Consider the following 17,608-nt stretch of genomic DNA (forward strand, 5'->3'; position numbering starts at 1 on the left):
CCAGGCCTCCCCGCTCTAAGCTTCCAATGTTTCGATAAGCGCGCGCCCGAGCCGCGCCGGGCCGGGGAAATAGTCCCATTCCTGCGCATGCGGATAGGGCGTGTCCCAGCCGGCGACCCGCGCCACCGGCGCTTCCAGATGATAGAAGCAGTTTTCCTGCACCAGCGAGACCAGCTCGGCGCCGAAACCGGAGGTGAGCGTCGCCTCGTGCACGACGACGCAGCGGCCGGTCTTCTTCACCGAGGCGACAATCGTGTCGAGGTCGAGCGGCAAAAGCGTTCTCAGATCGATCACCTCGGCGTCGATGCCGGTCTCCTCGGCCGCCGCCTGCGCGACATAGACCATGGTGCCGTAGGCAAGCACTGTGATCGCGCCTCCTTGCCTGCGTATCGCCGCCTTGCCGAGGGGGATCGTGTAATGGCCGTCGGCGACTTCGCCGAGCTCGTGTTTCGACCACGGCGTCACCGGCCGGTCGTGATGGCCGTCGAACGGTCCGTTGTAGAGCCGCTTCGGCTCAAGGAAGATCACCGGATCCGGATCCTCGATCGCCGCGATCAGCAGCCCCTTGGCGTCATGCGGGTTGGACGGCACCACCGTCTTCAGGCCGGAGACATGGGTGAACAGCGCTTCCGGGCTCTGGCTGTGCGTCTGGCCGCCAAAAATGCCGCCGCCGGTCGGCATGCGCACCACGATCGGGCAGGTGAAATCGCCGTTCGAGCGGTAGCGCAGCCGCGCCGCTTCCTGCGTCAGCTGGTCGTAGGCCGGATACATGTAGTCGGCAAACTGGATCTCGACGCAGGGCTTCAAGCCGTAGGCGGCCATGCCGATGGCCGAGCCGACGATGCCGGACTCGTTGATCGGCGCGTCGAAGCAGCGGCTGCGGCCATACTTCGCCTGCAGGCCCTGCGTGGCGCGGAAGACGCCGCCGAAGAAGCCGACATCCTCGCCATAGACGATAACGCGTTCGTCGCGCCCCATCGAAACGTCGAGCCCGTCGCGGATCGCCTCGATCATGGTCTTCCTGGGCATGGTCAGACCCCCGCCTGCTGGCGCTGGCGCCTCAGATGCGGCGGCATCTCTTCGTAGAGCCCTTCGAACATGTCGCGGGTCGATGGTTTGCCGCCGGCATGCAGCGTGCCGTGGCCCTCGGCCTCCTTCTGCGCGGCGATCACCGTCTCGAGGATCTCGGCTTCGGCCTGGGTGTGACGATCCTCCGACCAGACGCCCTTGTGGATAAGATGGTTCTTCAGCCGGATGACCGGATCGCCGAGTGGCCAGGCATCCGATTCCGCCTTCGGCCGGTAGGCCGATGGATCGTCCGACGTCGAATGCGCGCCGGTGCGGTAGGTGACATATTCGACCAGCGTCGGCCCGAGATTGGCGCGCGCCCGCTCCGCCGCCCATTTCGCCACGGCGTGCACCGCAAGATAGTCATTGCCGTCGACGCGCAACGCCGGAATGCCGAAGCCAAGCCCGCGCGCTGCAAACGTGCCGGAGCCGCCGCGTGCGATGCCCTGGAAGGTCGAGATCGCCCACTGGTTGTTGACGACGTTGAGAATGACCGGCGCCTTGTAGGTCGAGGCGAAGACCAGCGCGGAATGGAAATCCGACTCGGCCGTAGAGCCGTCGCCGATCCAGGCGGCGGCGATGCGCGAATCGTTGGAGATCGCCGAGGCCATCGCCCAGCCGACCGCCTGGATATACTGCGTCGCCAGATTGCCGGAGATCGAGAAGAAGCCGTGCTCCTTCGACGAATACATGATCGGCAGCTGCCGGCCCTTCAGCGGATCGGCCTCGTTGGAATAGATCTGGTTCATCATCGTGACCATTGGATAGCCGTCGGCGATCAAAAGGCCGGCCTGCCGGTAGGTCGGGAAGTTCATGTCGCCCGGCTTCAGCGCCTTGCGGAAAGCGCAGCTCACTGCCTCTTCGCCCAGATGCTGCATGTAGAAGGAGGTCTTGCCCTGGCGCTGCGCCATCTGCATGCGCGCGTCGAAGGTCCTGAGCGTCATCATATGGCGCAGGCCTTCGAGCAGTTCCTCGTCGCTGAGCAGCCCGGCCCATGGCCCGACCGCCTCGCCGGCGCGGTTGAGCACGCGGATGATGGAAAAGGCCATGTCGCGGATGGTGCGCGGATCGACGTCGATCTCCGGACGCGGCACCGAGCCCGCCTTGGGAATGGTCACATTCGAGAAATCGGGCGTGCCGCCGGGCCGAACCTCGGGCTCGGGCACATGGAAGCGCAACATTCCAGCATCGGCCATGAGCTCACATCCTCCAATGTTGCCGGTGCGATCTTTGCACATCCGCGCCGCCGCACCAGTGCCAATTCGCCGGGTCTGGGCACGGCCTTCCCCTTCGGCCGTCGGCTCGTGGAACCGATGCGGCACGCAAGCGCCAAGATGCAGATATGGCGGCGAAATTTCTTGTCGATGTTTTCGCGCTGCGCGCAATTTGGCGGAAGTTTGCGGGGCGATTGCTGTCAGAAAAAGTAAGCGGGATATGCGCGGCGGCCGTAGCAGCTAATCTCCCCCCTTGTGGGGGAGATGCCCGGCAGGGCAGAGGGGGGCGTGACAGAACGCCAACTCTCCGTAGTCATTCGTCGTCATAAGGCAACGGAGGGCGCGCAAACCCGGCTTCCGAAAGTCGACATTCGGTCAAGGCCAAGGATCAAACATCAAGACGCCGGCGGGACAGCGCCCCCCTCTGGCCTGCCGGCCATCTCCCCCACAAGGGGGGAGATCACGCTCTCTGCCCGCCGCTTCTCCGTTCACTCGGCCCCCGCCCCGTGCTAACCCACCCGCATGGCACAGAAGAAGGGATACGAGGTCGATTCGTGGCTGGCGAGGCCGGATCCGGCCATGGGAATCGTCCTGCTTTACGGCCCCGACCGCGGCCTCGTCGCCGAGCGGGCGAAGACCTTCGCCGCGAAAACCGGCCTGCCGCTCGACGACCCATTCTCCGTGGTCAGGCTGGACGGCGCGGAAGTCGACCGCGACGAGGGCCGGCTGCTCGACGAAGCCCGCACCGTGCCGATGTTTTCCGACCGGCGGTTGCTTTGGGTGCGCAATGCCGGCGGCCAGAAGGCGCTTGCCGACGACATCAAGGCGCTGACCGCCGAGCCCGCGCGCGACGCCATCATCCTCATCGAAGCCGGCGACCTGAAGAAAGGCACCGGTCTCAGGGCCATCGTCGAGGCCGCCGGCAACGCCATCGCTCTGCCTTGCTATGCCGACGAGGCCCGCGACCTCGATACGGTGATCGACGACGAACTGCGCAAGGCCGGCATGTCGATGACGCTCGACGCCCGCCAGGCGCTGCGCCGTAATCTCGGCGGCGACCGGCTCGCCTCGCGCGGCGAGATCGAGAAACTGGTGCTTTATGCGCACGGCCAGAAGGAGATCGACGTCGGCGACGTCAACGCCCTGTCCGGCGATGTCTCCGGCGCGTCTTTCGACGCCGCGGTCGACGCCATGCTGGACGGCAAGGTCGGCGACTTCGACCTCGCCTTCAACCGCCATTGCCAGTCGGGCGGCCATCCCTTCCTGGTCCTGTCCTCGGCGATGCGGCAACTGCAGGCGATCCAGGCGATGCGCGGCCAGATGGAGACCGGCGGCCGCAACGCCGCCTCGGTCGTCGCCGGCGCCCGTCCGCCCGTCTTCTTCTCGCGCCGCAAGCTGGTGGAAAAAGCGCTGGAACGCTGGACCGTCGAGGCGCTCGGTCGCGCGCTCGGCCGGCTGCAGACGGCGGTGCTGCAGACCCGCAAGCGGCCGGATCTGTCGGAAGCGCTGGCGCGCCAGGCGCTGCTCGGGATAGCGATCGAGAGTGCGAGGCTGGGGCAAAGGTAAACGCCGGCGATTGGCGACGGCCGGGCGACAGCTAACTCCCTCCTTGTAGCGGAGATGGCCTGCCCACCCTCCGGAGCTGCTGCGCAGCTGCTGCGAAGGACGGGCAGGCCAAATGAGTGCTGTCCCACCAGCGTATTCTTCGTCATTCTAGGGCGGAGCAAGGAGCGAAGCGACGCGCGCAGACCCTAGAATGACGAAAGATACGTCCTGCAATGTCGTTGCTCAATTCTCAATTCATCATCATCGCGTCCATCGGCTGGAAGGTCGGCAGCGCCTGTGGAAAGACCAGCACCGCCGCGCCGTAGAGGAGCAGAGCGATTCCCGACACCTTGGCTATCCGCTCTCCCGACGGGAAGGTCTTTTCCGCAAAGATCAGCAAGGTGACCACGGCCATTGCGGCGACATTCATGATCCCGAGCGGAAAGAGGGCGAGAAACAGGAGCCAGCAGCAGCCAAGACAAAAGGCCCCATGCTCGATGCCCATGCGTGCCGCGCCCCAATGACCGTCGCGCCATGAGGTCAGGATGAAACCGATGGGCGTGCGGCATTTGGCCAGGCAAATATCCTTCAATGGGGAGAGCTGATAGGCACCCGCAACGATCAGCAGCACGCCACCGATGCGCGCGGCCATCGCGGCGGACATTCCCATCCGCCCGCCAAGCATCTCCGCGCCGGCCGCGCCGGCAAAGGCGAGAACGCCAATCGCGCTCCAAACCAGCATGTAGCCGGCCACGAACACCCAGGTGGACACGAAGGTCTCGCCGCGCCCCCGCTTGGCCGCTTGAACCTGGTGGAACGTCAGGATCATCGGGGCGGCCGTCGGAAACATCATGGCAATCATCATGACGATCCAGACGGCAAGAAAGAGCGGCGCCGTCATGCCCATGGTGGGCGAGTAGATTTCCATGCGCATGTCCGCGTCCATGCCGATCTGCTGTCGGATGAGCACAGTCCACGACGCCGCGGCGCTCGCAATCAGCAGCGCGAGAACGATGTTTCGCTGCAGTGTCAGCGTCATGGGCGAGCCCGTCCGGCCATGCGGCCAAGGACTATTGCTGGCCGGACCAATTGATCGGAGCGTAATGCGCGTTTCGCCGCGAATTATCCCAACTCATGCCATGGTCGCTGAACGTATTGCCTTCCACGCCCATCGCCAGGCCTAGCCAGTCTGGATTGACGGGATGGCCGGTGGCCGCCCACATCTCGCCGTCCTCGCGCATTGTCGGCAACGGTTCGACCGCCAGCTGCATCACGCCGGCAACCTCCACCGACCGCTTCTTGCCGTCGATCTTGTATTTGATCGGCGCCTTCCTCGCTCCGAGATTGGTGCTGATCATCGGCGCGAAGGCAGCCATCGGCCCACCCGCGGCGCCGGTGAAGATGGCGCCTAGCGCCTCTGTTTGCCGGTCATCGGCCCGTTCGTCGATATAGGCCGCCGCCGTCCAATTGCCCTCCGCCATCGGACCTGGCGTGTGAGCAACCATCGCGACATTGAGCCCGTCCAGTCGAACGTCGCCGAAACTGCCCTTGTCGATATGAAAGACCAGGGCGACGTCGCAAACGCCTTTCGTCGGCTTCGACGTCAGCTGCGCCTGGGTGGACAGCAGGCAAGGACATACGACGTCGCAGCTGCAGTTTTCGAAGTAATTTCCGGACAATTGCCAACTGACCGCCATTTGCACCTCCCATTTGCGTCAGGCGCGTCGGGCATATCGCTTTGGCGAGGCGGTGCCGTTTCACGAACACGATCGGAACGGCAGAGAGCCCTCATCGCGACTGATCGGCACGCCGGGGCATAACTTAAGTTCGAGCTAATAGAAGGTACGCCGTTGCCCCGGACTGTCAAGCGGAGGGCCCCGGCGCTGGAACGCTGGGTCGCTCGGCCGCGTGCGGCTGCAGACAGCGGTGCTGCCGACACGCAAACGGCAGAACCTGTCCGAGGCACTGGCGCGACAGGCTGTGTTTCGCGATTGTGCTGCAAAACGCTTGTGATTGGCGAAAACCGACGCGCCGGCCGATCTCCCCGTGGGCCTTTGTGAGGGAGATGTCCGGGAGGACAGAGGGGGCGCGAAGGAACGCCGACCATCTCCATCGTCATTCTAGGGCAGAGCAAGGAGCGGAGCGACGCGCGCAGACCCTGGAATCAATGCCGTGACGCTAAGTCATTGCAACGTTTACAGAATTTTGCGCCGCTGAGTCCTTCGGCGCCGGTCACGGAATGGATCCTCGGGTCAAGCCCGAGGATGACGACGCATCGCTTGCGGCTAGCTAGAGAAGCGCTGGTACGCTAGCCGGACAGCGTCCCTCCTGTCCTGCCGGGCAACTCCCCCTCAAGTCGGAGATCTGCCGCCACCATCGCCTTCGCCAATGATCGGCGCGCAACAAAAAAGGGCCGGCGCATCGCCCAAGCCATGTTTATCACCGATATATCACGCATATCCAGCCTTAAGCCAAAACCTCAGGTTCCGGCAAATACCGTTGCGCCGCAGCCGCCTACCGCTCGTCCTTCAGCCGCCGGCACAACTCGTCGAGCTGGTCCAGCGAGCGATAGTTGACCTTGAGCGTGCCGCCCTTGCCCTTGTGCTCGATGCTGACGATCATGCCAATCGTATCGGTCATCAGCTTCTCGAGCGCCAGCGTGTCGGGGTCCTTGTCCGGCGCGCCCGCCGTGGACTTGGTCTTGGCCGGTGTCGGGCCGGCGGGCATCTGCGCCAGCGCTTCCGCCTGGCGCACCGAAAGCCCTTCCTTGACGATGCGCTTGGCGAGCCCGGCCGGGTCCTCCGCGGTCACCAGCGTGCGGGCATGACCGGCCGAGAGATCGCCGTCGACCAGCATGCTATGGATGACCGGGGGCAGCTTCAGAAGCCGTAGCGTGTTGGCGACATGGCTGCGGCTCTTGCCGATCACCTGGCCGAGATCGGCCTGGGTGTAGCCGTGCTCGTCGATCAGTTGCTGATAGCCTTGCGCCTCCTCGACCGGATTGAGGTCGGCGCGCTGCACATTCTCGATGATCGCCAGCTCCAGCGCGGTGCGGTCGTTGACGTCGCGCACGATCAGCGGAATCTCGGTCAGGCCGGCGCGCTGCGCCGCTCGCCAGCGCCGCTCGCCGGCGATGATCTCGTAGCGGCCGGGCTGCGAAGGCGAGGGGCGCGCCACCACCGGCTGCACCACGCCATGCTCGCGGATCGATTGCGCGAGGTCGGTGAGCTCGGCATCGCCGAAATGCCGGCGCGGATTCTTCGGGTTCGGGCTGACGAATTCGATCGGCACCTTGCCGTCCGCCGCGACCGCCGCGCTCGGCTTTTCCGGCGCCGCCGGACGGTCGATTTCGCCGATCAGCGCCGCGAGGCCACGGCCCAGTCTTTTTCTTGATTGGTCTTCGCTCATTGGTTTGTCCAGATCGTTTCGGAATCGAATTGGCTAATTAACCAAAACTGCTGTCGCGCCTACGGCTCAGGCGGCGCGCAGCTTGCGCTCGCGGCGGATCACCTCGGAGGCGAGCTGCAGATAGGCCTGGCTGCCCGAGCATTTCAGGTCATAGAGGATCGCCGGCTTGCCATAGGACGGCGCTTCGGAAACGCGAACATTGCGCGGGATGATCGTCTCATAGACCTTGTCGCCCATATGGGTGCGCACATCCTGCACCACCTGGTTGGCGAGGTTGTTGCGCCCGTCATACATGGTGAGCACGATGCCCTGGATGGTGAGATCCGGGTTGATGCTGCTGCGCACCTGCTCGACCGTCTCCAGCAACTGGCTCAGACCTTCGAGCGCGAAGAACTCGCATTGCAGCGGCACGAGAACGGAATCGGCCGCGGCCATTGAATTCAAAGTCAAAAGATTGAGCGAGGGCGGGCAGTCGATCAGCACATAGCCGAACGGCGCCGCGCGCTCGGCGGCGGCGCGTAGCGCGTTGCGCAGCCTGAGCACACGGTCGGGCGCCGAGGCGATCTCCATCTCGATGCCGAGCAGGTCCAGCGTCGAGGGCACGATGGACAGACCTGGCACCGCCGTCGGCACGGCGGCCGCTTCCAGATCGAGCTCGCCGGTCAGCACGTCATAGGACGAGACGGTGCGGTCCTTGCGGTCGATGCCGAGGCCGGTGCTGGCATTGCCCTGCGGGTCAAGATCGACGATCAGCACGCGCTCGCCGATCGCGGCCAGCGCCGTGGCCAGATTGATGGCCGTCGTCGTCTTGCCGACGCCGCCTTTCTGGTTGGCAACAGTGATGATACGCGGTGCTGTGCTCATGGGCCTATGCCAGTAATTCATTGCTGTTTCGCCGGGCGCAATTCGGTGATTTCAAGGATGACGCCGTGTGGGTCGGTCATGCTCGAATGTTCTACCAGATCGAAGCCCCAGCGGTGAGTGCTTTCTTCCACCTCGGCACGGTAATCCCGGCCTTTATGGAAAAGCGCGCGTGACCCTTTGGTCAGCCACGGCGCAGCCAGGTCGAGCAGATCCGGAAGGGCCGCCAGCGCTCTGGCAGTTACGATTTCCGGTGCGGAAACAAGCGCATAGCTGTCGTCGATGCGCTTGGCCAGGACCCGTGCCGGCAAATTGAACTGACCGATGACCGATTGCAGAAACGAAGCCTTCTTGCGGTTGCTCTCGACCAGCTCGATCGATGCGCCCGCACGCTCGGCCAGCAGAAAGCCGAGCACCAATCCCGGAAACCCGCCGCCCGAACCAAGGTCGACCCAGCGCGTGGCAGTGGGTGCGATTCGCGCGAGTTGGGCGCTATCCAGGATGTGGCGGCGCCAGACATCGTCGAGCGTCGACGGCGCCGCCAGATTGATGCTGCGGTTCCATTTCAGGAACAGCTCTTCGAAGGCCCGAAGCCGATCGAATGTTTCACGTGAAACCGGACCCGCCGCCTTTTGCAGATCATCCCAGGCGCTCACGCCACGTCCCTTCGCGCGGCGAGCTCGGCGTTGCGGACATGAGCCACGATGATGGCCAGCGCAGCGGGCGTCATGCCTTCCATCCGCTGAGCATCGGCGATCGAACGCGGCTGGCGCGTCTTCATCTTCTGCTTCAACTCGTTTGAAAGTCCAGGAACATCAGAGAAATCGATCGCCTCGGGGATGAGCCGCGATTCCTCATGCCTGATCTGGGCGACATCGGCCTGCTGCCTATCAAGGTAAACCGAGTATTTCGCTTCCGTTTCGAGTCGTTCCGCCGTCTTGGCGTCAAGCGCGGCAAAGCGCGGCTCGACGCCAGCCAGCCACGCCAAGTCGACGCCCGGATGCGCCAAAAGCTCATAGGCCGAGCGGCGCACGCCATCCTTGTTAATCTCCAGCCCATGCCGCGCCGCTTCGTTCGGCGTCAGCGCCACCGACTTTGCCAGCGTGCGGGCCTGATCGAGTTTCAGCGCGATCTCGCCGAACCGCTGCATCCGCGGCGGGGCCACGATCCCGAGCTTGTCGGCCAGCGGCGTCAGCCGCTCATCGGCATTGTCGGCGCGCAGCGACAGCCGGAACTCCGCCCGCGAGGTGAACATCCGGTAAGGCTCGGCGATGCCGCGGCTGGTCAGGTCATCGACCATCACGCCGATATAGGCCTCGGTGCGGCTGAGCACGACCGGCTCGCTTGCCGAAGCCTTGCGCGCCGCGTTGATGCCGGCGAGCAGGCCTTGCGCGCCGGCCTCTTCGTAGCCCGTCGTGCCGTTGATCTGCCCGGCCAGGAACAGGCCGGCCACGCGCTTCGTCTCCAGCGTCGTCTTCAGTTCGCGCGGATCGACATGGTCGTATTCGATGGCATAGCCCGGCTGCAGCATCGTCGCCTTTTCCAACCCGGGAATGGTCTTCAGGATGTCGAGCTGCACATCCTCCGGCAGCGAGGTCGAGATGCCGTTCGGATAGACGGTGTCGTCGTCGAGGCCTTCCGGCTCGAGGAAGATCTGATGGCCCTCGCGGTCGCCGAACTTGACGATCTTGTCCTCGATCGAGGGACAATAGCGCGGCCCGACGCCTTCGATCGAGCCGGAATACATGGCCGAGCGGCCGAGATTGGCCCGGATCAGGTCATGCGTCGCCGGCATGGTCCGTGTGATGCCGCAACGGATCTGCGGATTGACGATTGCGTCCGTCATCAGCGAGAACGGCACCGGATCCTCGTCCGCCGCCTGGCTTTCCAGCGACGCCCAATCGATGGTGCGGCCGTCGAGGCGAGGGGGCGTGCCGGTCTTCAGGCGCCCGAGCTTGAAGCCCGCACGCGCCATGGTGGCCGAAAGCCCATGGCTTGCCTGTTCGTTCATGCGGCCGGCGACGATCTTCCGCTCGCCGATATGGATCAGCCCGCGCAGGAACGTGCCGGTGGTCAGCACGACCGCGCCGCAGGCCAAGCGCCGATCGCCCGAAACCAGCACGGCCGCCACGTGCCCGTCCTCGATTGCGAGATCGAGAACCTCGCCCTCGACCACGTCGAGATTGGCCTGTTCGTCGATCGCGGCCTGCATGGCAAGTCGATAGAGCTTGCGGTCGGCCTGGGTGCGCGGACCGCGCACGGCCGGCCCCTTGCGGCGGTTGAGCAGGCGGAACTGGATGCCGGCGGCATCCGCGATGCGGCCCATCAGCCCGTCCATGGCGTCGATCTCGCGCACGAGATGGCCCTTGCCGAGGCCGCCGATCGCCGGATTGCAGGACATGACGCCGATCGCATCGAAGCGCAGCGTCACCAGCGCGGTCCTGGCGCCGGCGCGCGCGGCAGCGCTCGCCGCCTCGCAGCCGGCATGGCCGCCGCCCACCACCACCACATCATAGTGATCGGTCATTTTTCCAAGAATCCGCTTTCAGAGATCGCCCGACACATGTTCCCGTCGTCACGCGCTGTCAAGGACGAAGGCCCGACTCGTTTCACGTGAAACACGCATCCGAAGCCCGAATGTTTCACGTGAGTCATCGCCGTACAGATCCCGCGTCGTGTTTCACGTGAATCATTTACCGATGCAGAACTGCGAAAAGATGATGTCGAGCAGATCCTCGACATCGACCACGCCGATGATCCGGCCGAGGCGATCCGCCGCCAATCGTAATTCCTCGGCCCTCAGTTCCTGGCTGTGTCCGGCCAACGCCGCTCGCAAGAAGCCCGTCGTCTCCTTGAGCAGCTCGACGTGCCGCAGCCTCGACGGGAGGACTTCACTCGCGTCCCCGGCTGCCTTGGCGGCACGGGCTCCGATCTCGTCGAGAAGAGCGCCGAGCCCGGTGCCGTCCCTGGAAGAGATCGCCAGATCATAAGCGCCAGCGCCGGCACCGGCGATATCGGACTTCGTCCCGACACGCAGCAACGGCGCCCCGCTCGCAACATCGCCGACGGGAACAGGGTCAGCCATGTCCTCCAACAGCAGGATCAGGTCTGTCTCCCCGGCCTTGGCCCTGGCTCGCTCGATGCCTATTGATTCGACCTTGCCCGCGGCGTCCCGCAGGCCGGCCGTGTCGACAATCCGCACCTTCAGCCCGTTGAGGTCCATGGCGACCTCGAGCAAATCGCGAGTCGTGCCCGGTTCGTCGGTGACGATCGCCGCGTCGCGCCTGGCCAGCGCGTTGAACAGGCTGGACTTGCCGGCATTTGGCGCACCGAGGATCACAACCTCGAACCCGTCGCGGATGATCTCCGCTGCCTTGAAGCCTTCAACATGCCGATCGATTTCGCCGATCATTGCCGACACGTCGGACCAGACCGCCTCCGAAACGGAACCTGGCACGTCCTCCTCGTCGGCGAAGTCGATTTCCGCCTCGATCATGGCGCGCGCATGGATCAGCCGGCGGCGCCAGCTCGAATAGAGCTCGCTCTGCGTGCCTTCCGCGTTGCGCAAGGCGAAGCGGCGCTGTGCTTCCGTCTCGGCATTGACCAGATCGGCGAGCGCCTCTGTCTCGACAAGGTCGAACTTGCCGTTGAGAAAGGCGCGCCGGGTGAATTCGCCAGGCTCGGCATGCCTCACGCCTTCGAAGCCCGTGATCGTCTCCAGCATCTTGGCCACGACGGCGCGGCTGCCATGGACCTGGAACTCGGCAACATCCTCTCCGGTGAAGCTGCCGGGACCTGGAAAGAACAGGACGAGCCCGTGATCGATAACCGAGCCGCCCGCGGCCTTGAGCTTGCGCAACATGGTAAACCGGTCCTTAACGGCGCCCGCAATCGTTTCGACCACGAATCGAGTCCTTGGGCCGGAGACGCGGATGACGGCAAGCCCGGCGGGCAGACGGCCGCTGGACAGCGCAACGATCGAATCCTTCGAAGCCATTGGTGAAACCATTTGCCGGACCTGCCGAACCGCCTAGATTAAAGGTAAAGCATGTAGGCCGAAAATCGTTCACGGTTTTCGGCATCACGCTTTGCCGCATCAAACCCAAATGCCGAGCCCGCCCATCGTGACCTTGCCCGCGCGAAACCTGCTTGCCGAAGAGGCCAGCCCCTATCTGCAGCAGCACAGCGACAATCCCGTGCATTGGCGCGGCTGGTCGCCCGCTGCCCTTGCCGAAGCCAAGCAACTCGGGCGGCCGATCCTGCTCTCCATCGGCTACGCCGCCTGCCACTGGTGTCATGTCATGGCCCATGAAAGCTTCGAGAACGACGCCGTGGCGGCCGTCATGAACCGGCTCTACGTGAATATCAAGGTTGATCGCGAGGAACGGCCGGACATCGACCAGATCTATATGGCCGCGCTCCATGCCATGGGCGAGCAGGGCGGCTGGCCGCTGACCATGTTCCTGACGCCCGATGGCAAGCCTTTCTGGGGCGGCACCTATTTCCCGCGCGAGGCGCGTTACGGAAGGCCAGGCTTCATCCAGGTGCTGGAAGCGGTCGACAAGGCCTGGCGCGAAAAGCGGCAGAGCCTTGCCGAAAGCGCCGACGGGCTGACCGCCCATGTCGAGCAGCGGCTTGCCGGCGCGACGGGCAAGGCCGTGCTCGACCGCGATACGCTGGCCGATCTCGCCGGCCGCATCGACGGCATGATCGACCGCGAACTCGGTGGCTTGAAAGGCGCGCCAAAGTTCCCCAACGCGCCGTTCATGCACGCGCTTTGGCTGTCCTGGCTGCGGGACGGCCAGCCGGAACATCGCGATGCCGTGCTCGCTAGCCTCGAAAAAATGCTCGCAGGCGGCATCTACGATCACGTCGGCGGCGGCCTCAGCCGCTACTCGACCGACGCCGAATGGCTGGTGCCGCATTTCGAGAAGATGCTTTACGACAACGCCCAGCTCATTCGCCTGTGCAACTGGGCCCATGCCGCCACCGGGAACGACTTGTTCCGGACACGAATCGAAGAAACCGTCGGCTGGCTGCTGCGCGAGATGTTGGTCGATGGCGGCGCCTTCGCCGCCAGCCTCGATGCCGACAGCGACGGCGAGGAGGGGCTTTTCTACACATGGAACCGCGAGGAGGTCGAAGCCGCGCTCGGCGACGATGCGTCGACCTTCTTCCGGTATTTCGAGCTGGTCGCCCCGCATGGCTGGGAAGGCAAGCCAATCATTCGCCAGACCGAAGCACAGCAAAGTCAGGGCATCGCCGACTACGCTCAGCTTACCCCTCTGAAAGCAAAGCTGCTGGATATCCGCGAGCAGCGGATCAGGCCTGGCCGAGACGGCAAGGCGCTCACCGACTGGAACGGGCTGATGATCGCGGCACTCGCCGAGGCGGGCCGCTCACTTGGGCGCCGTGAGTGGATCGCTGCCTCAGCCAAGGCTTTCGCCCATATCGTCGGGGCCAGCCAGGATGGCCGCCTGCCGCATTCCATGCTCGGCGCGAAGAGACTGTTCCCGGCGCTGTCCAGCGACTATGCCGCCATGACCAACGCGGCGATCGCGCTGTTCGAGGCGACCGGCGACCCGGTCTATTCGGATCGCGCCAGGCAGTTCATCGGCGAGCTCGACCGCTGGCACCTGGACGACGAAAAGACCGGCTACTGGCTGACGGCGTCGGACAGTGGCGACGTTCCGATCCGCATCCGCGGCGATGTCGACGAAGCGATCCCGTCGGCCACCAGCCAGATCGTCGAGGCGCTGGTGCGGCTGTCGTCGCTCACCGGCGACTTCGATCTCTGGGAAAAGGCCTGGACGGCCGCCGAGCACGCCATGGGCCGCGCGTCCCAGCAGGGCTATGGCCAAGCCGGCATCGTCAACGCCTGCGCGCTGGCGCTCGAGCCATTGAAACTCGTGATCATAGATAGGCCAGATACCCCAAGCCTCGTTCCGGTTGCGAATCGGAATCCCGACCCACGCCGGGTGGACATCGTCGTGCCGATCGGTACGGAAGCGAATCGACCGCTATTGCCGGGCGGCGTGCTGCCGCCGACGGACAAGGCAGGCGCCTGGTTCTGTAGCGGGCAGGTGTGTCTGCCGGTGGTGACGGATGCGGGTGAGTTGGAGAAGTTGCTGCGGCGAAGCTAAAAAGCCAGCGAGGCCGAGACCGGTTTCTTCGTCATCCTCGGGCCTGACCCGAGGATCCATGCCGCGACGCTCGCATAGAAAGCAGCGGCGCAGAATTCTGCACCGTTGCAAGGCCCAAAAGGAACGGCACGTATTCTAGGGTCTACGCCGCGTCGCTCCGCTCCTTGCTCCGCCCTAGAATGACGAAGAAAAGGGGCGGACTACCGCGCTCACCCCAATCACGTATTCATCGAATCGAAGAAGTCGGCGTTGGTCTTGGTCTGCTTGAGCTTGTCGATGAGGAACTCGATCGCGTCGGTCGTGCCCATCGGCGCGAGGATGCGGCGCAGCACGAAGATCTTCTGCAGGTCCGCGCGCGGCACCAGCAGGTCCTCCTTGCGGGTGCCCGACTTGAGGATGTCCATCGCCGGGTAGATGCGCTTGTCGGCCACCTTGCGGTCGAGCTGGATTTCGCAGTTGCCGGTGCCCTTGAACTCTTCGAAGATGACTTCGTCCATGCGGCTGCCGGTATCGATCAGCGCGGTCGCGATGATGGTCAGCGAGCCGCCTTCCTCGATGTTGCGGGCGGCGCCGAAGAAGCGCTTCGGGCGCTGCAGCGCGTTGGCGTCGACACCGCCGGTCAGAACCTTGCCGGATGACGGCACGACGGTGTTGTAGGCGCGGCCGAGACGCGTGATCGAATCCAGCAGAATGACCACGTCGCGGCCGTGCTCGACCAGACGCTTGGCCTTCTCGATCACCATTTCGGCGACTTGCACGTGGCGCGCCGCCGGCTCGTCGAAGGTCGAGGAGATGACCTCGCCCTTCACCGAGCGCTGCATGTCGGTCACTTCCTCCGGACGCTCGTCGATCAAAAGCACGATCAGATAGCATTCCGGATGGTTGGCGGTGATCGAATGGGCGATGTTCTGCATCAGCACCGTCTTGCCGGTGCGCGGCTGCGCGTTGATCAGCGCGCGCTGGCCCTTGCCGATCGGCGCGACCAGATCGATCACGCGCGGCGAGATGTCCTTGGAGGTCGAATTGTCGATCTCCATCTTCAGCCGCTTGGTCGGATAGAGCGGCGTCAGATTGTCGAAGTGGATCTTGTGACGGATCTTTTCGGGATCGTCGAAATTGATGGTGTTGACCTTGAGCAGGGCGAAATAGCGCTCGCCTTCTTTCGGGCTGCGGATCGGTCCCTCGACCGTATCGCCGGTCTTGAGCGAAAAGCGCCTGATCTGCGACGGCGAGATGTAGATGTCGTCGGGACCCGGCAGGTAGTTTGCGTTGGCCGAGCGCAGGAAGCCGAAACCGTCCTGCAGCACCTCGACCACGCCGTCGCCGATGATCTCGATGTCCTGGGCGGCGAGCTTCTTCAGGATCGCGAACATCAGCTCCTGCTTGCGCATGACGCTGGCGTTCTCCACCTCGAGCGATTCGGCATAGGCGATCAGCTCTGGCGGCTTCTTGTTCTTGAACTCTGCGAGTTTCATTTCTTGCATCAGATAGACTCTGGGTAGGCTTTGGGGAGAAAAATCGGCTGAATACGACAAATGCCGGGCGCGGCCGAAAGCGAGTGAAAGGGGCGGCGCATGACGGGAAGGAAGACCCGTCTTTTATCGTCGGTCGCCTGAAAGAGCAAGCCGCCTTTTGCTGGGCTTCTGCTGGATCGAAGGAAGCCTGGAGCATGATCCCGAAAAGTGGAAACCGGTTTTCGGAACGATCATGCTCCCGATCTAAAACGGTTTCACGATGACCAGGATGACGATGACGATCATCAGCAATGTGGGGATCTCATTGACGATCCGCCAGTGCCGCGCCGATTTTTCGTTCTTGTCCTCGGCGAATTTCCTGACCGCGGCGGCGAGATAGCCATGCAGCCCCGACAAGGCGAGCACCAGCGCGATCTTGGCGTGCAGCCAGCCGCCCTGGAAGCCAAAGCCCTTCCAGGCCAGCCAAAGCCCGAACACCCAGGTCACGACCATCGCCGGATTGATGATGCCCCGCAGCAGCCGGCGTTCCATCACCTTGAAGGTCTCGGACTGCACCGAGCCTTTCTCGGCATCGACGTGATAGACGAAGAGCCGCGGCAGATAGAGCATGCCGGCCATCCAGGCGATGACGGCAATCACATGGATCGCCTTTGCCCAGGGGTAGAAGCCGTCGCCCGCCACGAAATAGAGCAGCGCGCTCAGCACGACGAGCACGGCAAAGCCGATCGCCATGCGCTTCATCGCCTGGCCAGTGCTGTTCCCACTGCTCGCGCTGTTCTCGTTGCTCATCGGCGGCTCCTCACCATTTTCACCATCGCCTCGACATGCGACACCGGCGTCTCCGGCGTGATGCCGTGGCCGAGATTGAAGATCAGCGGTCCACCACCCAGCGTTCTTAGAATCGCATCGACGCCGTCGGCCAGCGCCTTGCCGCCGGCGACCAGGCGCAGCGGATCGAGATTGCCTTGCACCGCTCCGTCGCGTTGCAAGTCCTTCGCCATCGACAGCGGCACGGTCCAGTCGAGGCCGAGACCGGTGATGCCGGTCTTCCTCCTGTAGTCGCGATAGCGCTCGCCGGCGCCCTTCGGAAAGCCGATCACTGGCACGTTCGGGTGAGCCGCCTTCACCTGCCGGACGATCTCGGCCACCGGCTCGACGCAGAAGGCCTCGAAGGATGGTTCGTCCAGCACGCCCGACCACGAATCGAAAATCTGCACCGCATCGGCGCCGGCGTCGATCTGGCGAATGAGATAGGCGGCCGAGTGGTCGGCCAGAATCTTCACAAGCAGTGCGAAGGCCTCGAGCTCGCGATAGGCGAAAAGCCGGGCAGGGCCCTGGTCGGGCGTGCCGTGCCCGGCAATCATATAGGTCGCCACCGTCCAGGGCGCTCCGCAGAAGCCGAGCAGCGTCGTCTCGTCGGGCAGTTTGGCGCGCAACCGGCGCACCGTCTCGTAGACCGGTGCGAGATTCACGTGAAACATACCGCCATCCAGCGCGGGAATCTCCGATGCCGAGATCGGCTTCAGGATCGGGCCGCGGCCCTCTTCGAAGCGGACATCCCGCCCCAAGGCGTTGGGCACGACGAGAATGTCGGAGAACAGGATCGAGGCATCGAAGCCGAAGCGTTCGATCGGCTGCAGCGTCACCTCGACGGCAAGATCCGGGTCGTAGCAGAGATCGAGGAAGGATCCTGCCCGCTTCCTGGTCTCCCGGTATTCGGGAAGATAGCGGCCCGCCTGACGCATCATCCAGAGCGGCGGCGGTGCAACCGTCTCGCCCTTGAGGACGTCCAGCATGATCCGTTTCACAGCCATTTGGCGCTGTCCCCTCCGGGTGTCTCTTAAATCAAATATCTATTTTAAAAGAGTCTTCTGATTCTAAGAGTCTGTTGGTT

The 17,608-nt window shown here is 64.1% G+C and carries 14 protein-coding genes; 2 read left to right on the forward strand and 12 right to left on the reverse strand.

Going from position 1 to position 17,608, the window contains the following annotated elements; genetic code table 11:
* Positions 1–15: 15 nt before the first annotated feature.
* Positions 16–1,029, reverse strand: a complete 1,014-nt coding sequence (locus tag FJ418_RS08055) for an alpha-ketoacid dehydrogenase subunit beta (protein WP_140864722.1) — start codon at positions 1,027–1,029, stop codon at positions 16–18.
* Positions 1,030–1,031: 2 nt separating this feature from the next.
* A complete protein-coding gene (locus tag FJ418_RS08060; protein ID WP_140864724.1) occupies positions 1,032–2,264 on the reverse strand; it encodes a 3-methyl-2-oxobutanoate dehydrogenase (2-methylpropanoyl-transferring) subunit alpha in 1,233 nt (410 codons plus the stop codon).
* 540 nt (positions 2,265–2,804) lie between these two features.
* On the opposite strand from FJ418_RS08060, the gene holA reads away from it, so the two are divergent.
* A complete protein-coding gene (gene holA, locus FJ418_RS08065) occupies positions 2,805–3,848 on the forward strand; it encodes a DNA polymerase III subunit delta (RefSeq protein WP_140864726.1) in 1,044 nt (347 codons plus the stop codon).
* A 229-nt stretch (positions 3,849–4,077) separates the two neighbouring features.
* Here holA and FJ418_RS08070 read toward each other — a convergent pair whose 3' ends face one another.
* The 7 genes from FJ418_RS08070 to mnmE all read right to left on the reverse strand — a co-directional run bounded on the left by FJ418_RS08070 (position 4,078) and on the right by mnmE (position 12,093).
* Positions 4,078–4,866 (reverse strand): DUF2182 domain-containing protein, encoded by a 789-nt coding sequence (locus FJ418_RS08070; RefSeq protein ID WP_140864728.1) that lies wholly within the window; start codon positions 4,864–4,866, stop codon positions 4,078–4,080.
* A gap of 31 nt (positions 4,867–4,897) precedes the next feature.
* Entirely contained in the window at positions 4,898–5,524 is a 627-nt protein-coding gene (locus FJ418_RS08075; RefSeq protein WP_140864729.1) for a DUF1326 domain-containing protein, read from the reverse strand.
* Positions 5,525–6,341: 817 nt separating this feature from the next.
* On the reverse strand, positions 6,342–7,235 hold the full coding sequence (locus FJ418_RS08080) for a ParB/RepB/Spo0J family partition protein (protein ID WP_140864731.1): 894 nt from the start codon (positions 7,233–7,235) through the stop codon (positions 6,342–6,344).
* 66 nt (positions 7,236–7,301) lie between these two features.
* A complete protein-coding gene (locus FJ418_RS08085) occupies positions 7,302–8,099 on the reverse strand; it encodes a ParA family protein (protein WP_140659574.1) in 798 nt (265 codons plus the stop codon).
* A 17-nt stretch (positions 8,100–8,116) separates the two neighbouring features.
* Positions 8,117–8,752, reverse strand: a complete 636-nt coding sequence (gene rsmG, locus FJ418_RS08090; protein WP_140864733.1) for a 16S rRNA (guanine(527)-N(7))-methyltransferase RsmG — start codon at positions 8,750–8,752, stop codon at positions 8,117–8,119.
* Complete coding sequence (gene mnmG, locus FJ418_RS08095) at positions 8,749–10,623, reverse strand: tRNA uridine-5-carboxymethylaminomethyl(34) synthesis enzyme MnmG (RefSeq protein ID WP_140864735.1); 1,875 nt, start codon at positions 10,621–10,623, stop codon at positions 8,749–8,751. The genes rsmG and mnmG overlap by 4 nt, the downstream gene beginning before the upstream one ends.
* A 162-nt stretch (positions 10,624–10,785) precedes the next feature.
* A complete protein-coding gene (mnmE, locus tag FJ418_RS08100) occupies positions 10,786–12,093 on the reverse strand; it encodes a tRNA uridine-5-carboxymethylaminomethyl(34) synthesis GTPase MnmE (RefSeq protein WP_140864737.1) in 1,308 nt (435 codons plus the stop codon).
* 109 nt (positions 12,094–12,202) lie between these two features.
* On the opposite strand from mnmE, the gene FJ418_RS08105 reads away from it, so the two are divergent.
* On the forward strand, positions 12,203–14,239 hold the full coding sequence (locus tag FJ418_RS08105) for a thioredoxin domain-containing protein (protein WP_246682978.1): 2,037 nt from the start codon (positions 12,203–12,205) through the stop codon (positions 14,237–14,239).
* A 218-nt stretch (positions 14,240–14,457) separates the two neighbouring features.
* Here the strand turns inward: FJ418_RS08105 and rho are convergent, their stop codons facing one another.
* From rho to hemE, 3 genes are all read right to left on the reverse strand, one after another.
* Entirely contained in the window at positions 14,458–15,723 is a 1,266-nt protein-coding gene (gene rho, locus FJ418_RS08110) for a transcription termination factor Rho (protein ID WP_140645981.1), read from the reverse strand.
* 234 nt (positions 15,724–15,957) lie between these two features.
* Positions 15,958–16,503, reverse strand: coding sequence for a protoporphyrinogen oxidase HemJ (gene hemJ / locus FJ418_RS08115; RefSeq protein WP_140864739.1), 546 nt, complete (start codon positions 16,501–16,503; stop codon positions 15,958–15,960).
* Positions 16,500–17,528, reverse strand: coding sequence for a uroporphyrinogen decarboxylase (hemE, locus tag FJ418_RS08120; RefSeq protein ID WP_140864741.1), 1,029 nt, complete (start codon positions 17,526–17,528; stop codon positions 16,500–16,502). Before hemE ends, hemJ begins: the two co-directional genes overlap by 4 nt.
* Between the last annotated feature and the right edge of the window lie 80 nt (positions 17,529–17,608).

Source organism: Mesorhizobium sp. B2-8-3, from assembly GCF_006440815.1.
GTDB lineage: Bacteria > Pseudomonadota > Alphaproteobacteria > Rhizobiales > Rhizobiaceae > Mesorhizobium.

Excerpts from the sequence above, each read along its gene's own strand:
- FJ418_RS08055 (WP_140864722.1), bottom strand. The coding sequence starts at position 1,029 with ATGCCCAGGAAGACCATGATCGAGGCGATCCGCGACGGGCTCGACGTT.
- FJ418_RS08060 (WP_140864724.1), bottom strand. The coding sequence starts at position 2,264 with ATGGCCGATGCTGGAATGTTGCGCTTCCATGTGCCCGAGCCCGAGGTT.
- holA (WP_140864726.1), top strand. The coding sequence starts at position 2,805 with ATGGCACAGAAGAAGGGATACGAGGTCGATTCGTGGCTGGCGAGGCCG.
- FJ418_RS08070 (WP_140864728.1), bottom strand. The coding sequence starts at position 4,866 with ATGACGCTGACACTGCAGCGAAACATCGTTCTCGCGCTGCTGATTGCG.
- FJ418_RS08075 (WP_140864729.1), bottom strand. The coding sequence starts at position 5,524 with ATGGCGGTCAGTTGGCAATTGTCCGGAAATTACTTCGAAAACTGCAGC.
- FJ418_RS08080 (WP_140864731.1), bottom strand. The coding sequence starts at position 7,235 with ATGAGCGAAGACCAATCAAGAAAAAGACTGGGCCGTGGCCTCGCGGCG.
- FJ418_RS08085 (WP_140659574.1), bottom strand. The coding sequence starts at position 8,099 with ATGAGCACAGCACCGCGTATCATCACTGTTGCCAACCAGAAAGGCGGC.
- mnmG (WP_140864735.1), bottom strand. The coding sequence starts at position 10,623 with ATGACCGATCACTATGATGTGGTGGTGGTGGGCGGCGGCCATGCCGGC.
- mnmE (WP_140864737.1), bottom strand. The coding sequence starts at position 12,093 with ATGGCTTCGAAGGATTCGATCGTTGCGCTGTCCAGCGGCCGTCTGCCC.
- FJ418_RS08105 (WP_246682978.1), top strand. The coding sequence starts at position 12,203 with ATGCCGAGCCCGCCCATCGTGACCTTGCCCGCGCGAAACCTGCTTGCC.
- rho (WP_140645981.1), bottom strand. The coding sequence starts at position 15,723 with ATGCAAGAAATGAAACTCGCAGAGTTCAAGAACAAGAAGCCGCCAGAG.
- hemJ (WP_140864739.1), bottom strand. The coding sequence starts at position 16,503 with ATGAGCAACGAGAACAGCGCGAGCAGTGGGAACAGCACTGGCCAGGCG.
- hemE (WP_140864741.1), bottom strand. The coding sequence starts at position 17,528 with ATGGCTGTGAAACGGATCATGCTGGACGTCCTCAAGGGCGAGACGGTT.